A 2,517-nucleotide genomic window follows, 5' to 3' on the forward strand; every position below is an offset into this window, starting at 1 on the left:
GGGCAGCTTCCGCCGTTGAGGGCGGTGGTGCACACGGCCGGTGTTCTGGACGACGGCGTGATCGAGACGCTGTCGGTGGAGCGGCTGGCGGACGTACTGCGACCGAAGGCGGAAGCCGCCCGCCACCTGCACGAGCTGACGTCCGGTATGGACCTGGACGCCTTCGTGCTCTTCTCGTCGTTCGCGGGAACCGTCGGTGGCGCCGGCCAGGCCAACTACGCGGCCGCCAACGCCTATCTGGACGCCCTGGCCGAGGCGCGCCGTGCGCAGGGCCTGCCGGCGACGTCGGTCGCGTGGGGCCGCTGGGCCGGTGAAGGCCTGGCCGCGGGCGAGGCGCGGGAGACGTGGGCACGTCGTGGCGGTGTGGCGCCGATGGAACCCGGTGACGCGCTGAAGGCGCTGGAGACGGTGCTGAGCCGCGACGAGGCCTGCGTGGCCGTCGCCGACGTGGACTGGAACCGCTTCACGCCGTCCTTCACCACCGTGCGCCACTCGTCGCTGATCACGGAGATCCCGGAGGTCCGTCGCCCGCTCGAAGCAACCGACGGAGGCGCGTCCGACGGCTCCGGCCGCGTGGCGGACTCGGCCGAGGCGCTGCGCGAGCGGCTGGCCGGGCTGTCCCCGGTCGAACGGGCTCAGACGCTGCTGGAACTCGTACGCGCCCAGGTGGCCAAGGTGCTGGTGTACTCCGGCCCGGAGGCCGTGTCCGCCGAGCGGGCGTTCAAGGACCTGGGATTCGACTCGCTCACCGCGGTCGAACTGCGCAACAGGCTGAAGGCCGCCACCGGCCTGACGCTGCCGGCGACGCTCGTGTTCGACCACCCGACGCCCACCGCGCTGGCCGAGCACCTGCGCTCCCTGCTCTCCCCGGACGGAGGCGAGGACGGGGAGACCCGGTCGGAGGACGAAAAGCTCCGCAGGGCCCTCGCCGCCATCCCGCCGGCGCGCATCAGGGAGGCGGGACTCCTGGACATGCTGCTGAGGCTCGCGGACGTCGAGGACGCCTCGGCGTTCACCGGGGACGAAGGCGAAGCCGATCCGGTCGACGAGGACTCGATCGACTCCATGGACGCCGAGAGCCTGCTCCGCATCGCATTCGAAGGCAGTGATTCCTGACCGTTCGAACCCGCCGAGCCTCTCCGAATTCTTCGAACGTGTGGAGCCAGCAATGAGCAGTACCTCTCCTGAGAAGATCCTCGACGCCCTGCGCACCTCCCTGAAGGAGACCGAACGCCTCCGCAAGGAGAACCGCCGGATGGCGGCCGCGTCCCGCGAGCCGATCGCCATCATCGGCATGGGCTGTCGTTTCCCGGGCGGGGTCGCATCACCCGAGGGTCTGTGGTCTCTGCTCGCCGCGGAGACGGACGCGGTTTCCGGGTTCCCCACCGACCGCGGCTGGGCCGAGGACCTGTACGACCCCGACCACACGCGGCACGGCCGCAGTTACGTGCGCGAGGGCGCCTTCCTCGACGGCGTCACCGAGTTCGATGCCGGTTTCTTCGGGATCTCGCCGCGCGAGGCGCTGGCGATGGACCCGCAGCACCGACTGCTGCTGGAGACGACCTGGGAGACCCTCGAACAGGCGGGCATCGACCCGTTGTCACTCAAGGGCAGCCGTACCGGAGTCTTCGCCGGCACCAACGGCAACGACTACGGCGCTCTCCTGCGGCAGCCGCCCCAGGCCCTGGAGGGCTACCTGGGCATGGGCAAGTCCGGCGCCGTGCTCTCGGGCCGGGTGTCGTACTTCCTCGGTCTGGAGGGTCCGGCGGTCACGGTCGACACGGCCTGCTCGTCCTCGCTGGTGACCCTGCACCTGGCGGCGCAGGCACTCCGCAACGACGAGTGCTCCCTCGCCCTCGCCGGCGGTGTGAGCGTGATGACCACGCCGGGTGCTTTCGTCGAATTCAGCCGTCAGGGCGCGCTGTCGCCGGACGGCCGTTGCAAGGCGTTCTCCGACTCCGCGGACGGTACGGCGTGGGGCGAGGGTGTGGGCATGCTGCTGCTGGAGCGGCTGTCCGACGCGCGCCGCAACGGCCACGAGGTGCTGGCGGTCGTACGCGGCTCGGCAGTCAACCAGGACGGGGCCAGCAACGGCCTCACCGCCCCCAACGGGCCCTCCCAGCAGCGCGTCATCCGCGCCGCCCTCGCCAGTGCGCGCGTCTCCGCATCGGACGTCGACGTCGTGGAGACGCACGGTACGGGCACGAAGCTCGGCGACCCGATCGAGGCGCAGGCCCTGCTCGCCACGTACGGCCAGGGCCGCCCCGCCGACCGTCCCCTGTGGATCGGCTCACTGAAGTCCAACATCGGCCACACGGCCGCGGCCGCCGGCGTCGCGAGTGTCATCAAGATGGTCCTCGCCCTGCGGCACGAACTCCTGCCGCGCACCCTGCACGTCACCGAGCCGACGCGTGAGGTGGACTGGTCGGCGGGTGCGGTGGAGCTGTTGACGGAGGCGCGGGAGTGGGGGCGGTCGGGTGATCGTCCGCGTCGGGCGGGGGTGTCGTCGTTCGGTGT

At 71.4% G+C, this 2,517-nt stretch carries 2 protein-coding genes; both read left to right on the plus strand.

The features are described 5' to 3' along the window. A partial coding sequence (locus tag ACH5A8_RS34540; protein WP_399007951.1) for a beta-ketoacyl reductase occupies positions 1-1,116 on the plus strand: 1,116 nt, incomplete at its 5' end. Positions 1,117-1,168: 52 nt separating this feature from the next. Continuing rightward, positions 1,169-2,517, plus strand: a 1,349-nt coding sequence (locus tag ACH5A8_RS34545; protein ID WP_399007952.1) for a type I polyketide synthase, incomplete at its 3' end; no start/stop codon positions are given.

It is taken from the genome of Streptomyces sp. NPDC018610 (assembly GCF_044391765.1).
Classification (GTDB): Bacteria; Actinomycetota; Actinomycetes; order Streptomycetales; family Streptomycetaceae; genus Streptomyces.